General features: G+C 39.7%; 21 protein-coding genes. All 21 read left to right on the top strand.

Annotation, left to right across the window (positions count from 1 at the left end; all coding sequences use genetic code 11):
- Window positions 1–62 precede the first annotated feature (62 nt).
- The gene (hutI, locus tag CGC63_RS11300; protein ID WP_003019603.1) at window positions 63–1319 is read left to right on the top strand and encodes an imidazolonepropionase; all 1257 of its coding nucleotides are present in this window, start codon (window positions 63–65) and stop codon (window positions 1317–1319) included.
- Window positions 1320–1337: 18 nt separating this feature from the next.
- A complete protein-coding gene (gene ftcD, locus CGC63_RS11295) occupies window positions 1338–2231 on the top strand; it encodes a glutamate formimidoyltransferase (RefSeq protein ID WP_003019606.1) in 894 nt (297 codons plus the stop codon).
- Window positions 2232–2260: 29 nt separating this feature from the next.
- On the top strand, window positions 2261–2893 hold the full coding sequence (locus CGC63_RS11290) for a cyclodeaminase/cyclohydrolase family protein (protein ID WP_003019608.1): 633 nt from the start codon (window positions 2261–2263) through the stop codon (window positions 2891–2893).
- A 21-nt stretch (window positions 2894–2914) separates the two neighbouring features.
- Window positions 2915–3181, top strand: coding sequence for a citrate lyase acyl carrier protein (gene citD, locus CGC63_RS11285; RefSeq protein ID WP_003019610.1), 267 nt, complete (start codon window positions 2915–2917; stop codon window positions 3179–3181).
- A 2-nt stretch (window positions 3182–3183) separates the two neighbouring features.
- Window positions 3184–4059 (top strand): HpcH/HpaI aldolase/citrate lyase family protein, encoded by an 876-nt coding sequence (locus tag CGC63_RS11280; protein WP_022240009.1) that lies wholly within the window; start codon window positions 3184–3186, stop codon window positions 4057–4059.
- Window positions 4056–5459 (top strand): citrate lyase subunit alpha, encoded by a 1404-nt coding sequence (gene citF, locus CGC63_RS11275; RefSeq protein ID WP_040351086.1) that lies wholly within the window; start codon window positions 4056–4058, stop codon window positions 5457–5459. The genes CGC63_RS11280 and citF overlap by 4 nt, the downstream gene beginning before the upstream one ends.
- 50 nt (window positions 5460–5509) lie before the next feature.
- Window positions 5510–5941: a methylaspartate mutase subunit S gene (glmS, locus tag CGC63_RS11270; protein WP_003019618.1), complete on the top strand. Its 432-nt coding sequence runs from the start codon at window positions 5510–5512 to the stop codon at window positions 5939–5941.
- A gap of 20 nt (window positions 5942–5961) precedes the next feature.
- Window positions 5962–7350 carry a methylaspartate mutase accessory protein GlmL gene (gene glmL, locus CGC63_RS11265; protein WP_003019621.1) on the top strand — a complete coding sequence of 463 codons (1389 nt, stop codon included), beginning with the start codon at window positions 5962–5964 and terminating at the stop codon, window positions 7348–7350.
- Complete coding sequence (locus CGC63_RS11260) at window positions 7334–8782, top strand: methylaspartate mutase subunit E (protein ID WP_003019623.1); 1449 nt, start codon at window positions 7334–7336, stop codon at window positions 8780–8782. The genes glmL and CGC63_RS11260 overlap by 17 nt, the downstream gene beginning before the upstream one ends.
- Window positions 8783–8838: 56 nt before the next feature.
- Window positions 8839–10083: a methylaspartate ammonia-lyase gene (locus tag CGC63_RS11255; RefSeq protein ID WP_003019625.1), complete on the top strand. Its 1245-nt coding sequence runs from the start codon at window positions 8839–8841 to the stop codon at window positions 10081–10083.
- 98 nt (window positions 10084–10181) lie between these two features.
- Window positions 10182–11132 (top strand): alanine-tRNA synthetase second additional domain-containing protein, encoded by a 951-nt coding sequence (locus CGC63_RS11250; protein ID WP_003019631.1) that lies wholly within the window; start codon window positions 10182–10184, stop codon window positions 11130–11132.
- Between the two features lie 23 nt (window positions 11133–11155).
- Window positions 11156–12001 (top strand): fumarate hydratase, encoded by an 846-nt coding sequence (locus CGC63_RS11245; RefSeq protein ID WP_009246395.1) that lies wholly within the window; start codon window positions 11156–11158, stop codon window positions 11999–12001.
- A 27-nt stretch (window positions 12002–12028) separates the two neighbouring features.
- Complete coding sequence (locus CGC63_RS11240) at window positions 12029–12565, top strand: Fe-S-containing hydro-lyase (RefSeq protein ID WP_040351087.1); 537 nt, start codon at window positions 12029–12031, stop codon at window positions 12563–12565.
- 159 nt (window positions 12566–12724) lie between these two features.
- Window positions 12725–13549 (top strand): hypothetical protein, encoded by an 825-nt coding sequence (locus tag CGC63_RS11235; RefSeq protein WP_003019639.1) that lies wholly within the window; start codon window positions 12725–12727, stop codon window positions 13547–13549.
- Window positions 13550–13567: 18 nt separating this feature from the next.
- Window positions 13568–14110, top strand: a complete 543-nt coding sequence (locus CGC63_RS11230) for a DUF2284 domain-containing protein (RefSeq protein WP_003019642.1) — start codon at window positions 13568–13570, stop codon at window positions 14108–14110.
- A 67-nt stretch (window positions 14111–14177) separates the two neighbouring features.
- A complete protein-coding gene (locus CGC63_RS11225) occupies window positions 14178–14954 on the top strand; it encodes an SseB family protein (protein ID WP_003019645.1) in 777 nt (258 codons plus the stop codon).
- A 36-nt stretch (window positions 14955–14990) separates the two neighbouring features.
- Window positions 14991–15815, top strand: a complete 825-nt coding sequence (locus CGC63_RS11220; RefSeq protein WP_003019649.1) for a CehA/McbA family metallohydrolase — start codon at window positions 14991–14993, stop codon at window positions 15813–15815.
- Window positions 15796–17094, top strand: a complete 1299-nt coding sequence (locus CGC63_RS11215) for a homoserine dehydrogenase (RefSeq protein ID WP_003019653.1) — start codon at window positions 15796–15798, stop codon at window positions 17092–17094. Before CGC63_RS11220 ends, CGC63_RS11215 begins: the two co-directional genes overlap by 20 nt.
- Entirely contained in the window at window positions 17091–18269 is a 1179-nt protein-coding gene (locus CGC63_RS11210; RefSeq protein WP_003019656.1) for an alanyl-tRNA editing protein, read from the top strand. The genes CGC63_RS11215 and CGC63_RS11210 overlap by 4 nt, the downstream gene beginning before the upstream one ends.
- A gap of 38 nt (window positions 18270–18307) precedes the next feature.
- A complete protein-coding gene (locus CGC63_RS11205) occupies window positions 18308–19012 on the top strand; it encodes a hypothetical protein (protein ID WP_009246391.1) in 705 nt (234 codons plus the stop codon).
- A 63-nt stretch (window positions 19013–19075) separates the two neighbouring features.
- The gene (locus CGC63_RS11200; RefSeq protein WP_003019662.1) at window positions 19076–19411 is read left to right on the top strand and encodes a hypothetical protein; all 336 of its coding nucleotides are present in this window, start codon (window positions 19076–19078) and stop codon (window positions 19409–19411) included.
- Window positions 19412–19434 lie beyond the last annotated feature (23 nt).

Genomic DNA, 19434 nt, shown 5'->3' with positions numbered 1-19434 from the left:
CAGGGACGGGCACCGGAATATCGGTGCCTGAACCCGATTAAACAGTCGCAAGGAGATAGAACATGAAAAAAAGATATATACGTCATGCTTCTGAATTAGTAACCTGTAGAGGAAATGCACCAAAACACGGGAAAGAAATGTCTGATGTGGGCATTATCAAAGATGGTGCAGTTCTGATTCATGATGATAAAATCGTTGCAGTGGGAACTACAGAGGAACTGGACCAGCAGATAAATAAAGAAGAATATGAGGTTATTGATGCCTCGGGGAAAGTGGTCATGCCAGGGTTTGTAGACTCTCATACACATTTTATTTTTGGCGGATACAGAGCAGATGAATTTTCCTGGAGACTAAAAGGTGACAGTTACATGTCCATTATGGAAAGAGGCGGCGGAATTAATGCAACGGTTATTCCTACGCGAGAAGCTACGGAGGAAGAACTGGTCGAAGCAGGGCGAGAAAGATTAAACCGCATGCTGGAATTTGGTGTAACCACCGTAGAGGGTAAAAGTGGATATGGTATGGACTGCGAAACAGAGTTGAAACAGCTTCGTGCCATGAAAAAACTGGATGAAACCCATGCAGTAGATATTGTAAGAACTTTTTTAGGACCTCACAGTGTCCTTCCAGAATGGAAAGGTAAAGAGAGAGAATTTTTGGAAGAACAGCTTCAGGTTGTAATGCCAAAAGTAAAAGAAGAAAATCTTGCAGAATTTGCTGATATTTTTACAGAAAAAAATGTATTTAATATAGAAGACTCCGAGTATTATCTCACAAAGGCAAAAGAAATGGGATTTAAATTGAAAATCCATGCAGATGAGATTTATCAGTTAGGCGGAGCAGAGCTTGCATCAAGAGTAGGTGCTGTATCAGCAGACCATCTTTTGAAAGCATCTGATGAAGGCATTCATCAGATGAGAGATGCGGGAGTTATCAGTACACTGCTTCCGGCAACAGCATTTTGCTTAAAAGAAGAATATGCGCCGGGCAGAAAAATGATTGATGAAGGATGCGCAGTGGCAATTGCCTCTGATTTAAATCCCGGAAGCTGCTTTACCAATTCAATTCCGTTATTGGTAGCGCTTGGCTGCATTTATATGAATATGTCCATTGAAGAAGTGATTACAGCACTGACAATTAATGGCGCAGCAGCAGTGGATAGAGCTGATATAGTGGGAAGTTTGGAAGCGGGGAAACAGGCGGATATTATTTTCCTCAAATTCCCGTCTATTCATTTTATGCCATATCATACAGGCATAAACTTAGTAGAAACTGTTATCAAAAAGGGTGAAACGGTATACCACAAAGATTGGAAATAAGAAAAGGAGAATGAAACCATGGAGAGAATTATTGAATGCGTACCTAATTTCAGCGAAGGTAGAGACAAAGACAAAATTGAACAGATTGTAGGTTGTTTTCGTAATGTAGAAGGTGTAAAGCTTCTTGATTACAGTTCTGACGAAGATCACAACAGAAGTGTTGTAACAGTAATCGGTGAGCCTGAACCATTAAAAGATGCTATGGTTGCAGCAATTGGAAAAGCAGTTGAATTAATTGATATGACAAAACATCAGGGACAGCATCCTCGTATGGGTTGTGTAGACGTTGTTCCGTTTATTCCAATTCGTGGTGTGACAGTAGAAGATGCAGATGCTTTAGCAAAAGCAGTTGCAAAAGAAGCTTCTGAAAAATTCGGACAGCCATTCTTCCTGTATGAAAAATCTGCAACAGCTCCTCACAGAGAAAACCTTGCAAAAGTTCGTCAGGGACAGTTTGAAGGTATGGCAGAAAAGATGAAAGACCAGGAAAAATGGAAACCGGATTTTGGTCCAAATACTATTCATCCAACAGGCGGAGTTACAGCAATCGGCGCAAGAATGCCTCTGATTGCATACAACATCAACTTAGATACATCAAATCTGGAAATCGCTCAGAAAATTGCGGATAAAATCCGTCACGTAAAAGGTGGTTTCCGTTATTGTAAAGCTATGGGTGTTATGCTGGAAGACAGAAACATTGCTCAGGTATCCATGAACTTAACAGATTATACAAAAACATCTGTTTATACTGTATTTGAAACAGTACGTATGGAAGCAAGACGTTATGGTGTAAATGTATTAGGAAGCGAAGTAGTAGGTTTAATTCCTCTGCAGGCTATCGTTGATTGTGCAGAATACTATCTTGGATTTGAAAACTTTGATCCAAAACAGGTTCTTGAAACAAGATTATAATTTATAAAAAAATATAAGAGGTATATGCCATGAAACAGATGACAATTGAACAGTTCGCCATGCAGACAGCCTCTAATGAACCAGTACCAGGGGGCGGAAGTATTTCCGCCCTCGCTGGCGCTTTAGCAGCGGCTTTAACAGAGATGGTGGCAGGACTTACAATCGGGAAAAAGAAATACGTTGAAGTAGAAGAAGAAATGAAAGAAGCAGTAGAACCAATGCACAAAATTTGTGAACAGCTTCTGGATGATATTAAGAGAGATAGTGAGTCTTTTGACTTATATATGCAGGCTTTAACACTTCCAAAGGAAACAGAAGAAGAAAAAGCAGCTCGTACAGCAGCAATGCAGAATGGATTGAAAGCAGCGGTTGCAGTGCCTTTATCTGTGGCAAAAGCAGCTTATGAGGTTCTTCCTTTTGCAGAAACTATGGTGGTAAAAGGCAATAAAACAGCAGTTACAGATGCTTTGGTAGCAACCATGATGGCAAGAACAGCAGTTTTAGGTGCGTTGTTCAATGTAAAAATTAATCTGGAATCCATTAAAGATGAAGAATTCGTAAAAGAAACTTCAAAAGAAGTGGAAGTGCTGGAGAAAAAGGCAATTGCTTTTGAACAGAAAATTTTGGCACAGGCCCAAGTTTCCAAAAGTGTTGTAGAGTAAGACAGAGAAAGGAGAAAACCTGTGAAAATTTTAAAAAATGCAGTAGCAGGAACTCTGGAATCCAGTGATTTGTTTATTCAGATAGAGCCGGACGAAAAGGAATTAACTTTGGAGATTGACTCCGTTGTTGCAAATCAGTATATGGATGCCATTCGGACTGCTGTTCTGGATACTCTGAAAGAATTTGACGTATCCACAGGAAAAATATTTATTAAAGACAAAGGTGCTTTGGACTGCGTCATTCGTGCTCGTATGGAAACTGCACTGAAAAGAGGAGGAGTTGAATAGGTATGAGACGAACCATGTTGTTTTTACCGGGTAACACTCCGAATATGCTGATTAATGGTGATACACTGGGAGCTGATACAATTATTTTTGATTTGGAAGATGCAGTATCTCCGGATGAAAAAGATGCTGCCAGAATTCTGGTGAGAAATGCACTGAAATATCAGTCTTTCCCTGATTGTGAAGTAGTGGTACGAATTAACCCTACAGATACAGAATTTTGGAAAGAAGATTTAAAAGCCATTATTCCTTTAAAACCGGATGTGATTATGCCGACAAAAGTCAGCGGCAAGGAAATGATTTGCCAGGTGGCAGATTTTATGACACAGGTTGAAAAAGAAAATGGTATGGAAGAAGGAACAGTGAAAATTCTTCCATTAATTGAAACTGCTCTGGGTGTGGAAAAATCTTTTGAGATTGCCAGTGCAGATAAGCGAGTAATCGGGCTTTTCTTAGGGGGAGAAGATTTTACGGCAGATATGCACTGTAAACGAACAAAAGAAGGAAAAGAGATTTTCTATGCCAGAACTCGTCTGGTATGTGCTGCCAGAGCGTGTGGAATTGAAGCTTATGACACACCGTTTACAGATGTAGAGGATATGGAAGGACTGGAAAAAGATACGGAATTTGCAAAAAGTCTGGGATTTGCAGGAAAAGCAGTTATTTCCCCAAGACATGTAGATATTGTAAATGCAGTATTTTCTCCTACTGAAAGTGAAATAGAATATGCTCATGATGTGATGGATGCCATTGAAGATGGTAAACGTCAGGGAAAAGGCGTAATTTCTCTTAGAGGAAAGATGATTGATGCACCGATTGTAAAACGTGCCCAGCAGGTACTGGAAATGGAAAAGGCGATTTATGGGGGTGCATGCAGATGAGTAAATTGATTTCTTCCGTAAGGGAAGCCATTGAAAAAACAGGATTAAGAGATGGCATGACAATTTCCTTTCATCATCACATGAGAAATGGAGATTTTGTTCTGAATATGGTTCTGGAACAGGCAGCAGAAATGGGCATTAAGGATTTAACAGTAAATGCCAGCTCTATTTTTGATATTCATGAACCTATTATCGAACATATTAAAAATGGTGTAGTAACCGGTCTTGAATGTAATTATATGGGGGGAAAAGTTGGAAAGGCTATTTCTCAGGGAATATTAGAAAAACCTGTGATTTTCCGAAGCCACGGTGGCAGAGCCGGGGATATGGAAAATGGTTCTTCAAAAATTGATATTGCCTTTCTGGCAGCACCTTGTGCAGATAATATGGGAAATTGCAGTGGAAAATACGGTCCATCTGCATGTGGTTCCTTAGGTTATGCTTTTTCTGATGCGATGCATGCAGATAAAGTGGTTGTGCTGACAGATAATTTAGTTCCTTACCCATTAAAGGATACTTCTATTAACGAAGGTTATGTAGATTATGTGGTAGAAGTTCCTCAGATTGGTGATCCTGCACGTATTGTGTCAGGAACAACAAAAATCACTCGTGATCCTGTTGGACTTCGAATTGCAGGATTGGCAGCACAGGTGGTAAAACATTCAGGATATTTAAAGGATGGATTTTCTTTCCAAACAGGTGCAGGCGGTGCATCTTTAGCAGTAGCTAAATATGTGGAAGAAATGATGGAAAAAGAAAATATAAAAGGCAGCTTTTGTATGGGCGGCATTACCGGATATATGGTAGATATGGCAAACAAAGGATATTTTGACACTATTTTAGATGTACAGTGTTTTGACCTGAAAGCCATTGAATCTATTCGGGAAAATCCAAAACATCAGGAAATTTCTGCTATGCGTTATGCATCACCGGCAGCAAAGAGCGCTGCAGTAGACAGTCTTGATGTGGTTATTTTGGGTGCAACACAGGTAGATGTAAACTTTAATGTCAATGTACATACAGATTCAAACGGATTTATTATGGGAGGTTCCGGCGGTCATTGTGATACAGCTGCAGGTTCTAAACTGGCAATTATTGTAGCGCCTTTAATTCGTGCAAGACTTCCTCTTATCGTAGACGAAGTGCTTTGTAAATCCACACCGGGGGAAACGGTAGATGTGGTTGTGACACAAAGAGGAATTGCAGTAAATCCAAAGCAGAAGGAATTGAAAGAGAAGTTGTTAAAAGCCGGACTTCCGGTAAAGGACATTGAAGAGTTAAAACAAATAGCAGAGGACATTGCAGGTGTTCCAAATAAAATTCAAACAGGGGACAAAGTGGTAGCACAAGTGCTTTATCGTGATGGAACTTTGCTTGATACAATTAAAAATGTACTGTAAAAGTTATAAAAAGCCATTTAATCAAGAAATCGGAAGGGAGCGGTTTTACAATGGACAAAAAGAAATTGGTCATTGGTGTAATCGGCGCAGATGTACATGCAGTTGGAATTAGTATTCTTCAGCATGCATTTGAAGATGCCGGATTTGAGGTGACAAATCTGGGAGTTATGGTTTCACAGGAAGAATATATTTCAGCAGCGATTGAAACAGGAGCTGACGGAATTATGGTATCTTCACTGTATGGACATGGTGAGCTGGATTGTCGAGGTTTAAGAGAAAAATGTGATGAGGCTGGCTTAAAGGGGATTTTACTCTATGTAGGCGGAAATATTGTAGTTGGTAAGCAGCCTTTTGATGAAGTAGAAAAACGTTTTAAAGCTATGGGATTTGACAGAGTATTTGGTCCTGGTACAGCACCGGAAACAACCATTGCAGCTTTATATGAAGATTTTGGCATCGAAGCTCCAAAAACAGCAGAATAAGAGACGAGGCGGTGATTGAAATGAAACCAATTTTATTGGTGGACTTCGGAAGCACCAACACAAAGGTGACAGCAGTTGATGTAGAAAACTATGAGGTTCTTGGAACAGCAGCAGCATATACAACCGTGGAAACAGATATTAACAACGGTCTTCGGGAAGCAGTTTCTAATTTGGAAAAGATAACAGGTCATATTGAATATGAAGAAAGATATGCCTGTTCCAGTGCAGCCGGAGGACTGAAGATGATTTCCATTGGTCTGGTACCGGAGCTTACAGCTCAGGCATCCAGAGAAGCTTCTCTTGGTGCAGGTGCAAAGGTATGGAAAACATATTCTTTTAATCTGACAAAAGGGGATATGCGGGAAATCGAAGAATATCATCCAGATATTATTTTGCTCACAGGGGGAACAGACGGAGGAAATTCAGAGTGTATTTTGTACAATGCGCAAATGTTATCTTCTCTGAGTTACGACTGTCCGATTGTTATTGCAGGAAATCGCTGTGCAGCAGAAGAATGTCAGGAAATTTTGGGAGAGAGAACTACATTTCTTTGTGAAAATGTAATGCCAAAGCTTGGTGAGCTGAATATAGAGCCAACGCAGAAACAAATCCGTGAAATCTTTTTAAAGAGAATTGTACAGGGAAAAGGGCTTTCAGAGGCATCAGATTTAGTATCCGGAATTATTATGCCTACACCGTCTGCCATGCTTACAGCAATGGAGCTTTTATCAGATGGATGGGAGGAACTTCCGGGAATTGGAGAATTGGTAGGTGTAGATTTAGGAGGAGCGACTACCGACATCTATTCCATAGCAGAAGGAAGTCCGGCTAATATGGGAACGGTTATGAAAGGTATTAAGGAGCCTTATGCAAAAAGAAGCGTAGAGGGCGATATCGGTATGCGTTATAGCGTTCACGGCATTCTGGAAGCAGTAGGTGACAGACGACTTTCTAAAATAGCCGGTATTAACCGCCAGAAAGTGAATGAATTGGTAGATTATCTGAGTAATCATACAGATTATATTCCTGACAATGAGGAAATGGAGAAGATGGATTATGCATTGGCATGTGCAGCAGTGGAAACGGCTGTATCCCGTCATGCAGGTTCTCTGGAACAGGTTTATACACCATGTGGTTTAACGTATTTACAAAGCGGCAAGGATTTGCGCAGAGTAAAATACGTAGTTGTTACCGGCGGAGCTTTAATACATGCAAAGCATACAGAAGAAATTGCAAAGTTTGCACTGTATGATGAGAGCACTTCTGGCTCTTTGCGCCCGGAGAATGCGGAAATCCTGGTGGATCGAAAATATATCCTGGCAGCAATGGGACTGCTTTCACAGCATTACCCGGCAGCTGCTCTGGAAATTATGAAGAAGGAGATTGCTTATTATGGACATAAGAAATAAAAAGTTATCTGATGATGAGTTCTATGGTATTCGAAAAGAGATTTTAGGACAGTGGTCAACAGGAAAAGACGTTGATTTTGACGAAGCAGTAGAATACCACAAAAATATGCCTGAAACAAAAAGCTTTTCCAGAAAGCTGTCACAGGCAAAAAAAGAAAGAAAAACTTTAATTCAGCCAAGAGCTGGTGTAGCGTTAATTGATGAGCATATTAAGCTTTTACAGTATTTACAGGATAAAGGTGAAGCAGATTTACTTCCTACAACCATTGACTCCTATACACGTCAGAACCGTTATGAGGAAGCAGAAGTAGGTATTAAAGAGTCTATTCATACACAGAAATCCATGTTAAATGGTTTTCCGGCTGTAAACCACGGTGTATACGGATGCCGTCAGATTATTGAAAATCTGGATACTCCTGTACAGGTACGTCACGGTACTCCGGATGCCAGATTGCTGACAGAAATCTGTTATGCAGGTGGATTTACCAGTTACGAAGGTGGTGGTATTTCCTACAATATCCCTTATGCGAAGGATGTTCCTCTTGAAAGAACCATTTATGACTGGCAGTATGTAGACCGTTTGACAGGGATTTATGAAGAAGCGGGAGTTTCTATTAACCGTGAACCTTACGGACCACTTACAGGTACTTTAGTACCACCTTCTATGTCAAATGCAGTTGCAATTATTGAAGCACTTTTGGCAGCAGAACAGGGAGTAAAAAATGTAACTGTTGGTTATGGACAGTGTGGTAACTTAGTGCAGGACGTTGCTGCTTTACGTGTTCTGGAAGAATTGACAGAAGAATATCTGGACAAATACGGATACGAAGATGTAACAGTTACATCTGTTCTTCATCAGTGGATGGGAGGATTTCCACAGGATGAGGCAAAAGCCTTCGCCGTTATTTCATGGGGAAGTTCTGTTGCAGCTCTTGCAAAGGCTACAAAGGTTATTGTTAAAACTCCTCACGAAGCAATGGGTGTTCCTACAATGGAAGCAAATGCACAGGGACTTCGCTGTACAAAACAGGCAATTTCTCTGCTGGCAGATCAGGAATTAAAGAGCTCTGCTCTTGAGCTTGAAAAAGCAATTATTAAAGGTGAAACCTGTGCCATCGTAGATAAATGCTTTGAGCTTGGTATGGGAGATTTAGCGCTGGGTGTTATTCGTGCAGTAAAAGCCGGTGTCATTGATATTCCATTTGCACCAAGCCGTTACAACTTTGGTAAGATGCTTCCGGCACGTGACAATGAAGGCGCTGTTCGTTACTTAAATGTAGCAAACGTACCATTACCACAGGAGCTGGTTGATTTTAACAGAGGAAAGATTGAACATCGTGCAAAACTGGAGAAGAGAAAAGCTTCCTTCCAGATGGTAATCGATGATGTATACGCTATCAGTAAAGGAAGACTTGTCGGAAAGCCTAAATAAAGAGAAAGACAGCAGCATACAAGGAATTATTACAAACGTTTAAGGAGAAGTGTATCATGAAAATAGTAGATGTTGTTTGTTCGAAAGCAAGAACCGGATTTTTCTTTGATGACCAAAGAGCAATTAAAAAAGGAGCAGTAGCTGACGGAGCAGCTTACTTTGGAGAAACTGTTACACCGGGATTTAAGTCTGTAAGACAGGCAGGCGAAGCAATTTCCGTTATGTTGATTTTAGAGGACGGACAGATTGCGTGGGGTGATTGTGCTGCCGTTCAGTATTCCGGAGCAGGCGGAAGAGACCCATTGTTCTTAGCAGAAGACTTTATTCCGATTATTGAAAAATATATTAAACCGGAATTAGTAGGAAAAGAAGCAGACAGCTTTAAAGGCTTATGTGAAATGTTGGAAAACATTCAGGTAGACGGAAAGAGACTGCATACAGCAATTCGCTATGGTGTCAGCCAGGCAATTTTGGATGCAGTTGCAAAATCCAGCAAGAGACTGATGTGTGAAGTTGTAGCAGATGAATATGGTACAACTGTTTCTGAAGAACCAATTCCTGTTTTCACACAGTCCGGTGACAATCGTTATGACAATGCAGATAAGATGATCTTAAAAGGGGCTGCAGTTATGCCTCATGCATTAATTAACAATGTAAAATTGAAACTGGGTGAAAAAGGAGAATTGCTGAAAGAATATGTACAGTGGTTAAGCCAGCGTGTACAGAAACTTCGCAATGATGAAAATTATATGCCTGTATTCCATATTGACGTATATGGAACAATTGGAGCAATTTTCGGTGTGGATAATTATCCTGCAATGGCAGATTATCTGGCAGAGCTGGAAGAAGCAGCAAAACCATTCCATTTGAGAATTGAAGGACCTATGGATGCAGAGGAAAGAGAAAAACAGATGCTTTGCTTAAAAGGACTTCGTGAGGAAGTGGACAGACGTGGTATCAACGTAGAGCTGGTTGCTGACGAATGGTGCAATACTTTAGAAGATGTAAAATATTTTGCAGATAATAAAGCAGGTCACATGGCACAGATTAAAACACCTGACCTTGGTGGAATTAATAATATTGTGGAAGCAGTATTATACTGTAAGGAAAAAGGTTTTGGTGCTTATCAGGGTGGTACATGTAATGAAACAGACCGTTCCGCTCAGGTATGTGTAAACTGTGCTATGGCTACAAAACCAGATCAGATTTTAGCAAAACCAGGTATGGGTGTTGACGAAGGCTACATGATTGTTTACAACGAAATGGAAAGAATTCTTGCCCTTCGTAAAGCAAGAAAATAAGACAGGATACTGAGAAATAAGGATGAAGGAATATGCCAGCACATTTTGGGTGACTAAAATGTGACTGGCTATTCTGGCAAATAAAAAGGAATAAAAATATGGCATATTCAAAACAAATGCAGGATGGAAACCTGTACAGTTATTATTTTGCTCCCAGAGGAAACCGCCGTATGGCAGATTTGGGGATGCAGTTAAGTCAGATGTATTTAAGTCCTTTTGACCACATTATTGGGATTATCGGAGATGCAGGCGCAGGAAAAAGTCTTTTGATTAAGGGTATGTTTCCAGGGGTGGATCTTACCAATGATGATGAAGGAGTGAATATTCGTCCATTGCCTTTATTGCACGAAAATTTGGAAGACCCCTTTTCTCCGCATACGTATCATCTGGATATTCGCTTTGAGTCTGCATTTACACAGATGCACGTGCTTGCGGAAGCGATTTTAGAGGCTGCAAAGAATGGGAAAATGGTGATTGTAGAACATTTTGAACTGATTTTCCCGTTTTTGAAACGTAATGCCGATTTACTGGTGGGAATTGGGGAAGAAATTATTATTACTAGACCCAATATGTTTGGACCGCTTCCGGAAAACATTGCCAAAATTGTACATAAGTCTGTAACTTACCGAAAAGCAGCTCATACGCTGGAAGATTTATGTGTGCATTTTATGGGAGAGGGCTATGCGCAGGACGGACCTCGTTCCGATGTTCGCCATGGCTTTGTATTGGAGTTTGAAGAAAAACCACAGGTAGATATTTATGAGCTGGAAAGAAAAGTAAAAGAAGCGGTAGAACGGGACTTACCGGTATCTTACTATGATGAAAATCATGTGCAGATTGGAGACTATATTTTAGAGTGTTTAGGTCCGAGAATGCACATTTCCAGTACAGGTAAGATTAAGGATTTTACTTTAGTAAAGGATTATCCGCAAGACCCAAGAAACGGCTACTATATGTTAATCGGATTATTGGGAAAACATCAGTCAGATGATATTAAGGATTTTAATCGCATTGATATCAGCAAGCATTTAACTAACCATTTGAAGTAAAGCAGAAATTGGAGGAAGCTGGCATGGTTCGCAGTATAGACGTAAAACTTTTAACAGAGAATATTAAAGAAATGTGTATTCAGGCAAATCACTATCTGGCGCCGGATATGGACAAGGCAATGAAAAATGCCTATGAAAAAGAGACAAAGCCTTTGGCAAAGCAGATTTTGGGGCAGCTTTTGGAAAATCTGAATATTGCCGGAGAAGATATGATACCAATTTGTCAGGATACGGGTATGGCAGTGGTGTTTTTAAAGGTAGGACAGGATGTACACTTTGAAGGCGGAAGCGTAGAAGCTGCCGTAAACGAAGGGGTAAGACAGGGATATGCAGAAGGTTATCTGAGGAAATCCGTGGTTGGAGACCCTTTGCTTCGTGTAAATACAAAGGACAATACACCTGCCATTATCCATTACGAAATTGTACCGGGTGACAAGGTGGAAATTATGGTAGCACCCAAAGGCTTCGGAAGCGAGAACATGAGTAAAATTTATATGCTGAAGCCGGCAGACGGCATTGAAGGCGTAAAAGAAGCAATCATCAACACCGTAAAAGAAGCAGGACCAAATGCCTGCCCACCGGTTGTTGTTGGCGTGGGAATTGGCGGAACTTTTGAAAAGGCTGCTATTTTGGCAAAAAAAGCCCTGACAAGAGAAATCGGTACACATTCAGAGCTTGCCCATATTAAAGAGCTGGAAGAAGAATTACTGGAAAAAATCAATCAGATTGGTTTAGGACCTGCGGGGCTTGGCGGAGATACTACTGCGCTGGCAGTGAATATCAACACTTATGCAACACATATCGCAGGACTTCCTGTGGCAGTAAATATTTGCTGTCATGTAAACCGTCATATTGCCAGAACAATATAATACAGCAGAAATTTGGGAGGAATGAAGATGGACAGATATATGCAGGCGCCCCTTGATAAAGAGGAAGTAAAAGCTTTAGAGGCAGGGGATTATGTTTATATTACAGGTACAATTTACACAGCAAGAGATGCGGCACATCTCAGAATGTCAGAGGCTTTAGACAGAGGCGAGGAGCTTCCCATTGACTTAAACAATAATATTATTTACTACATGGGTCCCACACCTGCAAGAGAAGGCAGAGTAATCGGTTCAGCAGGACCTACAACAGCCAGCCGTATGGATAAATATGCGCCTAGACTTTTAGATTTAGGGCTTACAGGCATGATTGGAAAAGGAAGAAGAAAACCGGAGGTTACAGACGCCATTGTAAGAAACGCTGCAGTTTTCTTTGCAGCAGTAGGCGGAGCGGGCGCATTGTTATCAAAATGTATTAAGAAAGCAGAAGTGATTGCTTATGATGATTTGGGAACAGAGGCAATCCGAAAGCTGGAGGTAGAGAATTTCCCTGTGATTGTAGTCATTGACTCAAAAGGAAGAAATCTTTATGATGAGGTTTGTAAATAGGTAAAGCGAAAGAAGGGGTGTTGCAGTAAGTAATACTTAATGTAATAGCTCTTCTTTTTTTGTTTTGTACAGCAGAAGCATATTATTTACTGTATTAGTTGTTTTCAGACACAAAGTATGGTATTCTGAAAACAAAAAAGTGGAAAAGGAGAAAGTAAGGTGAAAAACAAAAAAATCTTAGGGATTGTAGGAATTATTTTGGTGATTTTAATCATCGGGGCAGTAGTTTTCGGGCAGAATAACTTTAAGAAAGCGGAAAAGAAAACGGAGAAAACAACAGAGGAGAAAACAGAAGAACCGTATTTAAAGGCTGTCTATTTAAAAGATGAACAGGGTAACAGCATTTTTGTACAGACAGATACAGAAATGGTATTTTTCGGTACAATTCCACAGGAATTATACGATGAAAATGAGAAGAAAATAACAGAAGAAGATTTACATTCCGGAGATGTAGTGAAAATCTGGGGAAACGGAGCTATTGCACAGTCCTATCCTGCACAGTATCCGGGAATTACTAAGATACAGAGAGAAGAAAAAGAAAATAAGGATTATATAGAAAAGTACGGACATTATTTGGAAGAATTTATTGTCGTACCGGATGAGAATGAACCGCCGTATCTGGACGTTTCTTATAAACAGCCGGAAGCGCTGGTGACAGCAGCGGCAGATATAATAGCAGGCGTTCCGGCATTAAAGCTTCCGGAGCTTGTGGAGCTTTCTGTGGATGGTGATACACAGGCAGAGCTTTTAGTCAGTACACAGCCTGAAAACATAGAGGTAGTACGCTGGGAAGCAGAGAAAAAAATGGAAGCATCTGACGCTTCACCTGTTCCTAAAGGAGAAGTAGTATCTGCTGAGAAGAATGAAGATGGAAATTGGACAATTACCATGCAGGCGGGATATATTTATCAGATTAAGGCAATTTGGGCAGATAAAGAGATGGAATATGGATTTTCCGTTACACCTGTAAAAACAGCGAAATAGAGAAAAGGTGGTAAAGGTATGCAGGAAGAAAAAATTTTAGAAGCAGCAGAAAATCTGGGCTTTACAAATTATAAAATCATTGATACACAGGCAATCGAATACGATGGAAGCTTTCGCGGATTTTGTGAAATGAATTATTGCGGGAATTATGAAAAAAATTATTCCTGTCCTCCTGCCTGCGGAACTTTTGAGGAATTAAAAGAAAAAGCAGATAAGTTTAAAAAGGCGCTGGTACTTCAGACTATTACCATGGTTCATGATATCAATGATGACAGTGAGACTCGCTTAATTAAAAAACATCATAACCAGCTTACAAGAGCTTTGATTTCAGAACTAGAGGAAGAAATTCAGGAATACTTGCCGGCAATGGCAGGTCCGTGTCAGTTATGTACACCCTGTGCAATCAGAGAAGGAAAAGAGTGTGTCTTCCCGAATAAAAAGGCTTCCTGTCTATCTGCTTTTTGTATTCAGGTAAATAAACTGGCAGAGTACTGTGGATTTCCTTACTATTGTGACGGCAAAGTGGCATTTTTCAGTTTGCTGTTTTTTGACAGGAAATAAACAGGGACAAAAACAAGAAAAAGGTGTATACTATACATAGAAAAGATTACGACAGGAGAAGAAGGACATGGATAACGTAAAAAAAGAACTAATTCAGAAAATACAGACAAGAGAGGAAGTATTTGCACTCTTTTCAAGAGCTACCAGACAGCCCTTCGTGATTTGCGATGCAGAAAGCTTTAACGATCAGGTTTGGATTTTCGAAAATCAGGAAGATTTGGAAAAAGCAGCACAGCCTATTGCAGCAGAAAAAAATGCAGTTGCCGGAATAAAAGTAGAAAATAAGAGCTTTCTTAATTTTTATACAACACTTTACACACTTGGCGTAAACAGCGTTGTATATCATGAAAAAGATAAAACAACAGAGCTTGAATTGGAAGAAATCGTAAAAAAACCGGATTTCTCTGTGCTTCCTGAGGAAAAGAGACCATTACTCAATCCGCAGCTTCAGTTATCTGCTATTTATTTTATGCAGGAATTTCGCAGAGATGTAGAAATGGAAGAAAAGAAATCGCTTCCTGAGCTGGAGGAAGAGGTTGCGGCAAATGTGGTAAAAAGCAAGTTCCTTTTGGCAGTAGAGAAAAAGGGAGAGGAAGAAAAAAACGTACAGGTTCCTTATGTGAAAAATCAAAACGGAGATGTTTTCCAGCCTGTATTTACAGACGCCGAGGAGTTTCGCAGATTTAATAAAGAAGGAAAATTTCAGGCGCTTCTGGTAACCTTTGAAAATATGGAAAAGGTGTTGATACCGATTGCAAAAGGTATTGTAATCAATCCGAACAGTTTTAATTTAATTCTTCCAAAAGAGAAGATGAGTGCATTAAAGCAAAGATTTGGTATGTAAATTCAAAATATCAAATGTGGGGAAGGAGATGTTGTCATGAAGATTGACATGCATTGCCATACAAAAGAGGGTTCTATTGACGGAAAAGTCCCGATTGAAGAATACATTTCTATGTTGAAGGCGCAGGGCTTTGGAGGAATGTTGGTAACAGACCATGATTCTTACGGGGGATACCGCTATTGGAAAAAGAATATTAAAGGGAAAAAGCATGAGGATTTTGTAGTCTTAAAAGGGATTGAATACGATACACTGGATGCAGGACATATTATTGTAATTATGCCGGAAAACATTAAGCTTCGTTTGTTGGAGCTTCGTGGAATTCCGGTGCAGATGCTCATACCGATTGTGCATAATTATGGGGGGATTTTAGGACCGGCACATCCGTGTGGAGAAAAGTTTATGAGCTTTATGAATGCAAAAGCTTACGAGCGAAATCCTGATATTTTGAAGGAATTTGATTTTATGGAAATCTTTAATGCCTGCGAGCCGCAGGAGGTAAACGACAGAGCCGTAAAAATTGCAGAAAAATATGATTTGCCGGGAACAGGGGGAAGCGATGCCCATAAGGCAGACTGTGTAGGCTTAGCATACACAGAAGTGCCGGATGACATTACCTGTGAGTCGGATTTGATTGCTCACGTTATAAAAGGAACAAAATTCAGCTGCGGCGGCAGTATTTATACAAAGACAACAAAGGAAAAAATAGGAAAGGCAAAAACAGTTCTTTCCCATTCCTTCTGGGTATATAATAAAATCGGAGGCTGGAGCAAGGCATTTAAACGAAACAGCAAACTGAAAAAAGGGTTCATTGAAAGAGTAGAGGTTGAAAAGGAAGAAAAGCATGAGCAAAAAAGTAATTAACGCAGCACTTTTAGGCCTTGGAACAGTAGGAACCGGGGTATATAAGGTGCTGAAAAATCAGGAAGCCGAGATGGAGAAGAAAATCGGCGCTACTGTAAAATTGAAGAAAATTTTGGTTCGGAATTTAAAAAAGGCTGCGGCAAAAATCGCAGAGCCGGAAATTCTGACAAATAACTGGAAAGAAATTTTAGAAGATGAAAGTATCGATATTGTGATTGAAGTAATGGGAGGAATTGAGCCTGCCAAAACATACATTATGGAAGCCCTAAAAGCAGGAAAAAATGTGGTTACAGCCAATAAGGATTTGGTTGCATCTCACGGAGGAGAGCTTTTAGATTGTGCGGCTGCCAACCAGTGCGACTTTTTGTTTGAGGCGGCAGTAGCAGGAGGAATTCCCATTATTCGCCCTTTAAAACAGTGTCTTACAGGAAATCATCTGTCAGAAATCGTAGGAATTGTAAACGGAACTACGAATTTTATTCTGACAAAAATGACACAGGAAAATATGGAATTTGCAGATGCACTTGCACTTGCGACAAAGCTGGGATATGCGGAGGCAGATCCTACTGCGGATATACAGGGCTATGATGCAGGAAGAAAAATGGCGATTATGGCATCCATTGCCTTTAATTCCAGAGTGACATTTGAAAATGTTGCAACAGAAGGCATTACCCGTATTTCTTCCAAAGATATTCGTTATGCAAGAGATTTAGGCTGTGTGATTAAGCTTTTAGGCGTTGCCAGAAACACAGATACGGGAATAGAAGTATCTGTACAGCCGATGCTGGTTTCTGAAAAGCACCCTCTGGCATCGGTAAATGACTCCTTTAATGCAGTTTTCGTTCACGGAGATGCAGTGGATGACGCAATGTTTTACGGCAGAGGCGCAGGAGAACTGCCTACGGCAAGTGCAATCGTAGGTGACGTATTTGATATTGTACGTGATATTTTGTTTTCCTGTACGGGAAGAATTCGCTGTACCTGCTATAAAACGCTTCCTATCAAAAATCAGGAAGATATTGAAAGTCGCTTCTTTATGCGTATTCATGCAAGTGATACTCCGGGAGTATTGGCAGCAATTGCCAGTGTGCTGGGCAAATATGAAGTAAGTATTGCTCAAATGATTCAAAAACATAAACATGAAGAATGGGCAGAATTGGTGATTGTAACATCAAGGGTAAAAGAAGGAAACTTCCACGATGCGCTTTTGGTTTTAGAGAAAATGGAAGTAGTGCAGAAGATTTCTTCTGTTATTAGAGTATATGGAGAGGAAGAATGACAGAACAGTTATATTATCAAGACAGTTATATAAAAGATTTTGAAGCTGTGGTTTTGTCCTGTATTCCAAATGGAAATCATTTTGAGGCGGTTCTTGATAGAACTGCCTTTTTTCCAGAAGGAGGGGGACAATGTGCAGATACCGGTGTGCTGCATATAGAAAACAGGGAAATACAAGTATTTGATGTGCAGGAAAGAAATGGAGAAATTATTCATTTTATAGATAAGGAAATTTTGCCGGGACAGACAGTCATAGGCGAATTGGATTTTCAGGAGCGATTTTCCAAGATGCAGCAGCATACCGGAGAACATATTATTTCCGGAATTGTACATAGAAGATTTGGTTATGAAAATGTAGGTTTTCATCTGGGAAAAGAAGAAGTGACTATGGATTATGATGGCCCTCTTACTCCAGAAGAACTGAGAAGTATTGAATACGAAGCAAATCAAGTGGTGGCAGAGAACAGAGAAATAAGAGCGTATTTTCCTGGTACAGAAGAGTTGGAAAAAATCCCTTATCGCAGCAAGAAAGAATTGCAGGGAAAAATTCGAATTGTAGAAATTCAGGATTGTGATATCTGTGCCTGCTGTGCTCCTCATGTGAAAACAACAGGAAATGTAGGACTCATTAAAATTACAAATGCTATACGTTATAAAGGCGGTATGCGCCTTTGGATTACCTGTGGTATGCGGGCGTTGGAGGATTATAATCAAAAGGAAGCCAGTGTGGTACAAATTTCCAATATGCTCTCTGCAAAACAGCAAGAAGTAACAGATGCTGTAAAGCGCTTAACAGAAGAAATTCAGCAGTTAAAAGAGAAAGCAGCAAAAATGCAGGAAAGGCTTGTTATGGGATATTTAGAGTCTGAAAAAGTTGTTTTAAAGGAAAATCCAAATGCGAATTTGTTGTTATTTGAAAAAGAGTTAGACGCTATGGCAATGCGAAACTTTGTCAATGCAGGAATGGAGCTTACAAAAGGCGTCTGTGGTGCTTTTGTAGGAGATGAAAAACAGGGATTTCGCTATGTGCTGGGAAGCAGTGGAGATATCAGAGAAATCGGTAAGAAATTGAATGCAGCTTTTCAGGGAAAAGGAGGAGGTAAACCTCCGATGATACAGGGTTCTCTTGTAGGGGAAGAAGAAAAAATAAGGGAGTTTTTGGAAAAAGTTTTATAAGAAATTAAATTATTAAGATGTATTGGAAGGAGATTGAAATGTTAAAAAAACTTATTTGTTTTATGGCTCTTATAACGTTTTGTGCTTTTTCCGGTTGCTCCGAGAGTTCTCAAAATGAGAATATTGAACTGGAAGATGCACCATGGGGCATTACCATGGAGGATGTTTTTGAAACCTATGGAGTGAATAAAGATACTGTGGAAAATCTAATAGAAAATAAGAATGACTCTTATTTTGCTCTGGAAAACGGACAGGAGATGTTTGGTGAAAAGACATCTCAAATTTATTTCAGCTTTGTAGATGCTTCTTTTAGCGGAAAACCACAACAGTTATATGAAATCAGAGTTGTGTATCCGGATGATGCAGATATGGAACAGGTATTGAAGAAAATGAAAAAAGATTTTGGAAAAACAGTACCTAATATAAGTTTGTATTCACTACTTTCAATGGCGGTAAGTGAATATGAGGAAAAGGAAAATGCAGCATATTGGACAAGCCAATCTTTGAAAGAAGTTGTGCCAAAGGAAAATGCAGAAGAGTATAAGAGAATGTGGGAAAATTTCCAGCAAGGACTTAATGCAGAAAACTGGGATGAATTTTCAGAGAAATCGCATTTAACCTACGGAATATATGCCGGAGGCAAAGATGCTGTGCCTATGTTTGAAAAAAATGGGATTTGCCTCTTTGCAGGAAATTTGATTTTGCATAATGCTATTATGGAACAGTTGGAAACTGAGAAATAATTTCTGAAAGTGGATGTTTGCGGAAGAGGTGATTGATATGAAAAACTCAATGGACAAAACTGGATGGAACTGACTGACAGTATTTTTTGGATTATTATGGGGATTTTAATGTTAACAGGCTGTATTAGCTCCAAATTTGAAATGGTGATATTGGGAATATTTATCCTAATGGATTTAATCGTAGTATTTCTTCCAAAGAAAATGACAACGAAATGGACAGTGGGCGGTGTACAGTGGACAAGAGAGCTTATGAATATTACTTCTGTTTTGTTTCTTGTTGTATGGGGATTTGACGGAGAAAATACTACCTATGCTTTGGTTTTAGCAGGTATATTGTTACTCGTTTATGTAAGTGATTGGATAGAAAGATATGTGAAAAAAAGAAAGAGTGGCAAATAAAAATAGAAAATCTTTAGAATTTT

The organism is Blautia hansenii DSM 20583, assembly GCF_002222595.2.
In the GTDB taxonomy this organism is placed as follows: Bacteria; Bacillota; Clostridia; order Lachnospirales; family Lachnospiraceae; genus Blautia; species Blautia hansenii.
The sequence above is the reverse complement of the archived record's forward strand: the minus strand, read 5'-3'. Positions and strand labels throughout refer to the sequence as shown.

What these genes read in the sequence shown, in the direction of transcription:
- hutI (WP_003019603.1), top strand. Translation starts at nt 63, where the DNA reads ATGAAAAAAAGATATATACGTCATGCTTCTGAATTAGTAACCTGTAGA.
- ftcD (WP_003019606.1), top strand. Translation starts at nt 1,338, where the DNA reads ATGGAGAGAATTATTGAATGCGTACCTAATTTCAGCGAAGGTAGAGAC.
- CGC63_RS11290 (WP_003019608.1), top strand. Translation starts at nt 2,261, where the DNA reads ATGAAACAGATGACAATTGAACAGTTCGCCATGCAGACAGCCTCTAAT.
- CGC63_RS11280 (WP_022240009.1), top strand. Translation starts at nt 3,184, where the DNA reads ATGAGACGAACCATGTTGTTTTTACCGGGTAACACTCCGAATATGCTG.
- citF (WP_040351086.1), top strand. Translation starts at nt 4,056, where the DNA reads ATGAGTAAATTGATTTCTTCCGTAAGGGAAGCCATTGAAAAAACAGGA.
- glmS (WP_003019618.1), top strand. Translation starts at nt 5,510, where the DNA reads ATGGACAAAAAGAAATTGGTCATTGGTGTAATCGGCGCAGATGTACAT.
- glmL (WP_003019621.1), top strand. Translation starts at nt 5,962, where the DNA reads ATGAAACCAATTTTATTGGTGGACTTCGGAAGCACCAACACAAAGGTG.
- CGC63_RS11260 (WP_003019623.1), top strand. Translation starts at nt 7,334, where the DNA reads ATGGACATAAGAAATAAAAAGTTATCTGATGATGAGTTCTATGGTATT.
- CGC63_RS11255 (WP_003019625.1), top strand. Translation starts at nt 8,839, where the DNA reads ATGAAAATAGTAGATGTTGTTTGTTCGAAAGCAAGAACCGGATTTTTC.
- CGC63_RS11250 (WP_003019631.1), top strand. Translation starts at nt 10,182, where the DNA reads ATGGCATATTCAAAACAAATGCAGGATGGAAACCTGTACAGTTATTAT.
- CGC63_RS11245 (WP_009246395.1), top strand. Translation starts at nt 11,156, where the DNA reads ATGGTTCGCAGTATAGACGTAAAACTTTTAACAGAGAATATTAAAGAA.
- CGC63_RS11240 (WP_040351087.1), top strand. Translation starts at nt 12,029, where the DNA reads ATGGACAGATATATGCAGGCGCCCCTTGATAAAGAGGAAGTAAAAGCT.
- CGC63_RS11230 (WP_003019642.1), top strand. Translation starts at nt 13,568, where the DNA reads ATGCAGGAAGAAAAAATTTTAGAAGCAGCAGAAAATCTGGGCTTTACA.
- CGC63_RS11225 (WP_003019645.1), top strand. Translation starts at nt 14,178, where the DNA reads ATGGATAACGTAAAAAAAGAACTAATTCAGAAAATACAGACAAGAGAG.
- CGC63_RS11220 (WP_003019649.1), top strand. Translation starts at nt 14,991, where the DNA reads ATGAAGATTGACATGCATTGCCATACAAAAGAGGGTTCTATTGACGGA.
- CGC63_RS11215 (WP_003019653.1), top strand. Translation starts at nt 15,796, where the DNA reads ATGAGCAAAAAAGTAATTAACGCAGCACTTTTAGGCCTTGGAACAGTA.
- CGC63_RS11210 (WP_003019656.1), top strand. Translation starts at nt 17,091, where the DNA reads ATGACAGAACAGTTATATTATCAAGACAGTTATATAAAAGATTTTGAA.
- CGC63_RS11205 (WP_009246391.1), top strand. Translation starts at nt 18,308, where the DNA reads ATGTTAAAAAAACTTATTTGTTTTATGGCTCTTATAACGTTTTGTGCT.
- CGC63_RS11200 (WP_003019662.1), top strand. Translation starts at nt 19,076, where the DNA reads ATGGAACTGACTGACAGTATTTTTTGGATTATTATGGGGATTTTAATG.